Origin of the sequence: Streptomyces sp. MB09-02B (assembly GCF_033794485.1) — a bacterium.
Taxonomy (GTDB): domain Bacteria; phylum Actinomycetota; class Actinomycetes; order Streptomycetales; family Streptomycetaceae; genus Streptomyces.
In genome coordinates, this window is record NZ_JARGEE010000424.1 from 1 (window position 1) to 7,312 (window position 7,312).

At 69.6% G+C, this 7,312-nt stretch carries 5 protein-coding genes and 1 pseudogene; 2 read left to right on the forward strand and 4 right to left on the reverse strand.

The features are described 5' to 3' along the window. The first annotated feature begins 61 nt into the window (after positions 1–61). A complete protein-coding gene (locus P1P70_RS36715; protein WP_319245500.1) occupies positions 62–1,138 on the forward strand; it encodes an NAD(P)-binding domain-containing protein in 1,077 nt (358 codons plus the stop codon). A gap of 76 nt (positions 1,139–1,214) precedes the next feature. Here P1P70_RS36715 and mltG read toward each other — a convergent pair whose 3' ends face one another. Then, positions 1,215–2,108 carry an endolytic transglycosylase MltG gene (gene mltG / locus P1P70_RS36720; RefSeq protein ID WP_319245501.1) on the reverse strand — a complete coding sequence of 298 codons (894 nt, stop codon included), beginning with the start codon at positions 2,106–2,108 and terminating at the stop codon, positions 1,215–1,217. 62 nt (positions 2,109–2,170) lie between these two features. Beyond that, entirely contained in the window at positions 2,171–4,039 is a 1,869-nt protein-coding gene (locus tag P1P70_RS36725) for an ABC transporter ATP-binding protein (RefSeq protein WP_319245503.1), read from the reverse strand. A gap of 207 nt (positions 4,040–4,246) precedes the next feature. On the opposite strand from P1P70_RS36725, the gene P1P70_RS36730 reads away from it, so the two are divergent. Then, positions 4,247–4,702, forward strand: a complete 456-nt coding sequence (locus P1P70_RS36730; protein WP_319245505.1) for a MarR family transcriptional regulator — start codon at positions 4,247–4,249, stop codon at positions 4,700–4,702. Positions 4,703–4,830: 128 nt separating this feature from the next. Here P1P70_RS36730 and P1P70_RS36735 read toward each other — a convergent pair whose 3' ends face one another. Further along, positions 4,831–6,258, reverse strand: a complete 1,428-nt coding sequence (locus P1P70_RS36735; RefSeq protein WP_319245507.1) for a cation:dicarboxylate symporter family transporter — start codon at positions 6,256–6,258, stop codon at positions 4,831–4,833. Between the two features lie 144 nt (positions 6,259–6,402). Continuing rightward, a pseudogene (locus P1P70_RS36740) lies at positions 6,403–7,155 on the reverse strand (peptide-N4-asparagine amidase); the annotation flags it as partial. Positions 7,156–7,312: the final 157 nt, after the last annotated feature.

Consider the following 7,312-nt stretch of genomic DNA (forward strand, 5'->3'; position numbering starts at 1 on the left):
CCCTCCACCACGGCGGCCATGCCCCGGGAAGATCCCGCGCCCCCTCCCCGTTGGTAGAAGCATGAACGACACGCGAGAGGTCGAGGTGGTCGTCATAGGCGCAGGCCAAGGAGGTCTGGCAGGCGCCTATCACCTGCGCCGCACCGGTTTCGAGCCGGAGCGTGACTTCGTGGTGCTGGACCACTCCCCCGCGCCGGGCGGCGCCTGGCAGTTCCGCTGGCCGTCGCTGACGTACGGCAAGGTGCACGGGATGCACGCGCTTCCGGGCATGGAGCTGGCGGGAGCCGATCCGGCGCGACCGTCGTCCGAGGTCGTCGGGGAGTACTTCCACAGCTACGAGCGCGCCTTCGACCTTCGGGTACGGCGTCCCGTGGACGTCCGCGCCGTGCGGGAGGGCGAGGGCGGGCGGTTGGCCGTCGAGACGTCGGACGGTTCGTGGTCCACGCGGGCGCTGATCAACGCGACGGGGACCTGGGACCGGCCGTTCTGGCCGCGCTACCCCGGGCAGGAGACCTTCCGGGGGCGGCAGTTGCACACCGCCCAGTACGCCGGACCCGAGGAGTTCGCGGGACTCCGGGTGATCGTCGTGGGTGGTGGCGCGTCCGCGACCCAGCACCTGCTGGAGATCGCGCCGTACGCCGCCGCGACGACGTGGGTGACGAGGCGTCCGCCCGTGTTCCGCGAGGGACCGTTCGACGAGGGCGCCGGACGAGCGGCGGTCGCCCTGGTGGAGGAGCGGGTGCGGCAGGGGCTGCCGCCGAGGAGTGTCGTGTCGGTGACGGGGCTGCCGCTCAACGACACGATCCGGCAGGGCATCGCGGACGGCGTCCTGGACCGACTGCCCATGTTCGACCGGATCACCCCCGAGGGCGCGGAGTGGGACGACGGCCGCCGTGCGGACGCCGACGTCATCCTCTGGGCGACCGGTTTCCGCGCCGCCGTCGACCATCTGGCCCCCTTGCGGCTGCGCGAGCCCGGGGGCGGCATCCGCGTCGACGGCACCCGAGCGGTCGCCGACCCCCGCGTCCACCTGGTCGGGTACGGCCCGTCGGCGAGCACCATCGGCGCCAACCGTGCAGGGCGTGCGGCGGTACGGGACATCCGGCGGCTCCTGGCAGCCGAACCGGCCGCCGCCTGACGTCCCCACCGACTCGGTCGGCAGCTTGGCCGGCCGCCCGGCTCAGCCGGCTTCTCGGCTCAGCCGGCCGTTCGGCTCAGCCGGTGGACGGAGAGGAGGAGGGCGATCCGGCCCCCGCCCCGGTCCCGGCCCCCGGTGACGCCTTCCTGCGGTTCTGGTTGAACTCGGCGACATTGCGCAGATGTTCCTGGTAGTTCGCCGTGAAGCGGGTGTCGCCCGGCTTGACCGTGACGAAGTACAGCCAGTTGCCCGGTGTCGGGTTGACGGCGGCACGCATCGCCGCCTGTCCCGGGTTGGCGATCGGTGTGGGCGGCAGGCCCATGCGCCGGTACGAGTTGTAGGGGCTGTCGATCTTCGTGTCGTCGACGGTGGTGTTCAGCGTGGAGCGGTTCAGCGCGTAGTTGATGGTGGAGTCCATCTGCAGCGGCATCCCGCGCTCCAGGCGGTTGAAGACCACCCGGGCCACCCGGCCCATGTCCTCCTCGGTGGCCGCCTCGGCCTGGATGATGCTCGCGATGGTGACCGCCTGATAGACGTTCATCGCGTTGCGCTGGGCCCCGGCCGTGACCTGGCCGCCGTTGAACTTCTTGTTCGCGGTCTCGACCATGACCTCCAGCAGGGACTCGGGGGTCGACTTCTCCCGCAGCGGATACGTCGCCGGGAAGAGATAACCCTCCGGGTTGCCCTCGGCGTCGTCGGGCAGCATCAGCTGGGCCTTGGACAGGGACTTCCTGGTGGATCCGGCGGGCAGCGCGAGCGCCTTGTCGACGGCTTCGTAGACCTGGCCGGAGCGCCAGCCCTCCGGGATCACCAGGGACGTCGGGCGCTCGGCCGCGCCACCACCGCCCCCCACGCTCAGCAGCGGCACCGCCACGGCGGTGGCCGCCACGACGGCCCCGGCCGCGATGAGGGCGGCCCGGCCCCGACGCGTCAGTCGAATCGTGCTCCGTGGCGGAGTGTTCATCTGCATGCGGGCACGGTAACCCGCATACACCGCATATCACCTCAAACCCGGCATAACTCGGCATATCTTCATCTTGTCGGCTCCAGTTTCGGCACCTTGGCCACCTCCCGACCGGGCTTCAGCCGCGCGTCCCGCCGGACCAGAGCCGCGTACCGCCCACCGCTGTCCAGCAGTTCCTCGTGCGTACCGCGTTCGACGGCACGCCCGGAGTCGAGCACGACGATCTGGTCGGCGCCGCGGACGGTGGAGAGCCGGTGCGCGATGGTGACGGTGGTGCGGTTGGCGGAGAGCGCGTCGATGGCCTCCTGCACCGCGTGCTCGGTTCGGGTGTCGAGGGCGCTGGTCGCCTCGTCGAGGATGAGGACCGGGGGATCGCGCAGGATGGTGCGGGCGATGGCGAGACGCTGTTTCTCGCCGCCGGAGAAACGGTGGCCGCGCTCACCGACGACGGTGTCGTAGCCGTCGGGCAGGGCCGCGATGTGGTCGTGGATCTGGGCCGCCCGCGCGGCCGCGTGCAGGTCCTCGTCGGTGGCGTCCGGCTTGGCGAAGCGCAGGTTGTCGGCGACCGAGGCGTGGAAGAGGTACGTCTCCTGCGAGACGACGCCGATGCCCCGGGCCAGCGTGTCGAAGTCCAGGTCGCGCACATCGATCCCGTCGAGGGTGACTCGGCCGCCCGTGACGTCGTACAGCCTCGGCACCAGCGCGCCGAGCGTGGACTTGCCGGCACCGGTCGGCCCGACGACGGCGAGGCTGCCGCCGGCCGGAACGGTCAGGTCGATGCCGTCGAGGATCGGGCGCGACTTCCCCTCGCCGCCGGGGCTGCCTGGGCCGTCCGAGTCGTAGCGGAACTCGACGTTCTCGAAGCGGAGTTCACCCTTGATCCGGTCGAGGTGGACCGGGTGCTCGGGCTCGGTGATATCGATCGGCAGGTCGAGGTACTCGAAGATGCGCTGGAAGAGGGCGAGCGAGGCCTGGATCTGGACGCCCGTGGACAGCAGGCTCACGGTCGGCCGGAACAGGTTCTGCTGCAGCGAGACGAAGGCGACGAGGGTGCCGACGGAGACGGACGGGCCGCCGAGCTGGAGCGCGATGCCGGCGGTCCAGTAGATGACCGCGGGCATGGCGGCCATGGCAACGGTGATGATGGCCATGCGCCAGCGCCCGGCCATGTTGGCCCTGACCTCCAGGTCGACGAGCCCCTCGGACTCCTCGGCGAAGGACTTGGTGAGCGAGTCGGCGCGGCCCATCGTGCGTCCGAGCAGGATGCCGCTGACGGAGAGCGACTCGGTGACCGTCGCGGCCATGGCGGCCATCTGGTTCTGCCGCTGGGTGGTGATCTTCTTGCGCTCGTCCCCGACCCGGCGGCTTATCCACACGAAGAGCGGCAGCAGGAGCAGGGTGACCACGGTGAGCCGCCAGTCCAGGGCGACCATCGCGACGACCGTGGCGACCACGCTGGTGGTGTTGGACACCAGGGAGGTGGCCGTGGAGGTGACGGTCGCCTGCATGCCACCGATGTCGTTGGCGATGCGGGACTGGACCTCGCCGGTCCGGGTGCGGGTGAAGAAGGCGAGCGACATCCGCTGCAGTCGGCCGTAGACGGCGGTGCGCAGATCGTGCATGACACGCTGGCCGACGGTCGTGGAGATCAGCGTCTGCAGGACTCCGAAGATGCTGGTCAGAACGGCGCTCAGGATCATGCCGAGGGCCAGCAGGCTCAGCAGCCCGGTGCGGCCCTCGGGGATCGCGGTGTCGAGGATCTCCTTGAGGAGGAAGGGCGTGGCGACCGACGCGAGCGACGCGGCGCCGACGAGGAGTCCGACGATCGTGAGCCGACCGCGATAGGGGCGGAAGAGCTTCAGGATGCGGCGCACCTGTCGGGGCTGTTCGCGCGGGTCGCCGGACGGTGCCCAGGTGGGTTGGTGGTCGGGATGCATGGGCTCCTACGGGGGTGGGTGAGGCGGATGTGCGGTGCGATGTGACGACGAGACTTCCGGAGGACTTGGCGACTGACGGACTTGCCGACTGACGGACTTGCGGACATGCGGACGCGCGGAGGACGTGCGGGACCTACCAAGACTTGCGGAGCCTAGCTCATTGTTACCTATACTCACAATGAACATCGTCCTGATATTGTTCCCGGTATGACCGATCCCGACGGCGACGGCCCGCTCGCCGAGCAGTTGCTGCGGCTCACCCGCCGTGTGCACCGCATCCAGAAGCGCCATCTCCAGCAGAGCGGGTTGGAGATCACCCCGGCGCAGTCGCGACTGCTGCGCGCCCTCGCCCACTACGACACGCCGCCGCGGATGGCCGACCTGGCGGAGCGGCTGGAGGTCGTGCCCCGGGCGGTGACGACGCTGGTCGACGCACTCGAGGAGAGCGGGCGGGTGCGCCGGGCGCCCGATCCCACCAACCGGCGGGTGATCCGGATAGAGGTCACGGACGAGGGCCTGAAGGTCCTGCGCGAACTGCACCACGCGCGCCGCTCGGCGGCGGCGGAGATCCTGGCACCGCTCTCGGACGATCAGCGGGGCGTGCTCGAAAGCTTGCTCGACACGCTGGTCGACGGGGCACCGACGGCGGAACGGCGCTGCTGAGCGTCAGCGCGAAGCAGGTGTACGCGAAGGGCCCGGCGCAGAGGTTTGCGCCGGGCCCTTCGCACAGGGGAGCGGTTGAAGGAAGGATGCAGGAGAGGGGATCCAGGAGGGGAGTCCAGGAGGACGGGTCAACTCACCCCGGACGCGGGCTCCTTGGTCTCCGCCTTGGAAAGAGCGGGAACCTCCGCCTCGGCGGGCGTCTCAGCGGGCCCGCCCTCCGCCTCCGCGGGCGTCTCTCCGGGCCCGTCCTCTTCCTCCACGAACTCGATCTCACCGTCGAGCATCTTCTTCGCCCGATCGGTGTCCAGGGCACCCTCCCACTTCGACACCGCGAAGACGGCGACACAGTTGCCGAGCAGGTTGGTGGCGACGCGCATCGAGTCCATGATGCGGTCGACGCCCAGGAGGAGGGCGACGGCACCGGCGGGGATGGCGCCCAGCGAGGCCGCGGTCGCCGACAGCGCGAGGAAGGCCGAACCGGGGATGCCCGCCATGCCCTTGCTGGTCAGCATGAGGACCAGGACGACGGTGACCTGCTGGCTGAGGCTGAGGTCCACTCCCACGGCCTGCGCGATGAACAGGGTGCCGATGGAGAGGTAGATGGACGCGCCGTCCAGGTTGAAGGAGTACCCGGTGGGCAGCACCAGACCCACGGCGTCGTCACGGGCTCCGGCCTGCCTCAGCTTCTGCATCATGCGGGGCATGACGGACTCGCTGGAGGCCGTACCGAGCGCGAGCAGCATCTCCGCCCGGGTGTAGCGGACGAACTTCCACAGGCTCAGCCCGGTCATCAGCTTCAGCGCGACGCCCAGCAGCACCAGGAAGGCGGCGGCGACGGCGTAGCAGAGGATGATCAGCTTGGCGTAGGTCTTCATCACGCCGAGGCCGTACTCGCCGACCAGGTGGACCATCGCGCCGAACACGGCGAGCGGAGCCAGCTTCATGACGAAGCCGACGATCGCGAAGATGACCTCCTGGGCCTGCTCGATGGCGGGCAGGATCTTGGGCACCTTGGTGTGACCGAGGTGCAGCAGCGCGGCGCCGGTGAGGCACGCGAGCACCAGCACTTGGAGCAGCGCGTTCTCGGCGAACGCGCCGATCGCGCTCTGCGGCAGCGCGTTGAGGATGAACTCGCTCGTCGTCGGCAACTCACCGCCGGCGGTCTTCGCGTCGACCGCCGAGGTGTCGAGCTTCGAGGGGTCGACGTTCATGCCCGACCCGGGCCCGAAGACGTTGGCGGCGACCAGACCGATGAGCAGCGCGGCCGTCGAGGCGATCTCGAACCAGATCAGGGCCTTGAGCCCGATCCGCCCGAAGGCCTTCAGATTGCCGGCCTTGGCGATGCCGACGACGACCACGCAGAAGACCAGCGGCGAGATGACGGTCTTGATGAGCCGGATGAAACCGTCGCCGAGCGGCTGGAAGGTCGTGGCCGTGTCCGGCCACAACCTTCCGACGACGATTCCGAGCACAAGCGCGACTCCGACTTGCGCGAACAGTGAGGTACGCAGCATGCGTGCGACGCGTCGCGGCAGGGACGGTACGGACTGCGGCACGGGCACTCCTCCGAAGGGGCTTTCTGTCATGCGGAAAAGCGCTTCCGCGTCGATCACTATCGGGGAGTCGTTGCTCGCAGGGAAGACCGCCGTGTTTCGCGGAGGTAAATCATCGGACAGGCGTCACGGCGGACGCATACGGCGTCAACAGCCCGTACGGTCCTCCGTCAGCACTCCCTGTACGGAGACCAGCGAGCGGTCGTAGCAGCCGTCCGACCCGTACGTCCGGTAGCGCTCGCTCGTCGTCCCGACGGCGTGCCGCTGGTCGCGCGGTACGTTCGCCGTGTACGTGGCGTCACCGGTGTAGGTGTCGTCGAGTCGGGACCATGCCGTGGGCCGCCCGCCGTGCGTCTCGGTGACGGTCGCCCGGTCGCCGAGCGTGAGCACGGTCCGCAGCCGGTCGCCCGCGCCGAGCGTGGTCGTTCCGTCCATCGTGTACGACCGCTGGACACGCGTCGTCCGATCCTGCCCCCGAACGTTCCGGCCTCCTCCTCCGCTCACGGTGACTGTCTCGTCGTCGCCCCACCTCGCGTCGAGCGCGTCGGGGTTCTCGCCGTCCGACCAGGTGTGTGTGGAGGTGTTGACGAGGCTGCGGCGGACGGTGGTCGTGACCCGGCCGTGAGAGGTGTCGACGTACCCGGCGACGGTCAGCCGATGGCTCCCCTCGGTGTCGAGGCGGTGCTCCGCACCCGGCGTGTACGTGGACGAGTTGACGAAGTCGCCCTCCCGCACCTTGGTCAGGGCGCCGGTGACGCGCTCGCTCTTCTCGTCCTGCCAGACGAGGACGTTGACCGGGGCGCTCCAGCCGCTCTGTCCCTCGGGCACGCCGGCGACGGACACCTCGATCCGGTGTGGACGTCCGTCGTTGAGGAGTCCCGCGAAGGGGGTGAGGTCGTAGCTGAAGTTTCCCCGTGATGCTGGACACTCGATGCTTACGCCGCGAGGGCGTGTCCTGTTCGTGTCGCTGCCGGATCTCCAGCGGCGTGAGGTAGCCCCAGACTGGATGCCTCCGCAGCCGCTTGCGGTTGAAAGAAGGTCTCGATGAAGGTGAAGA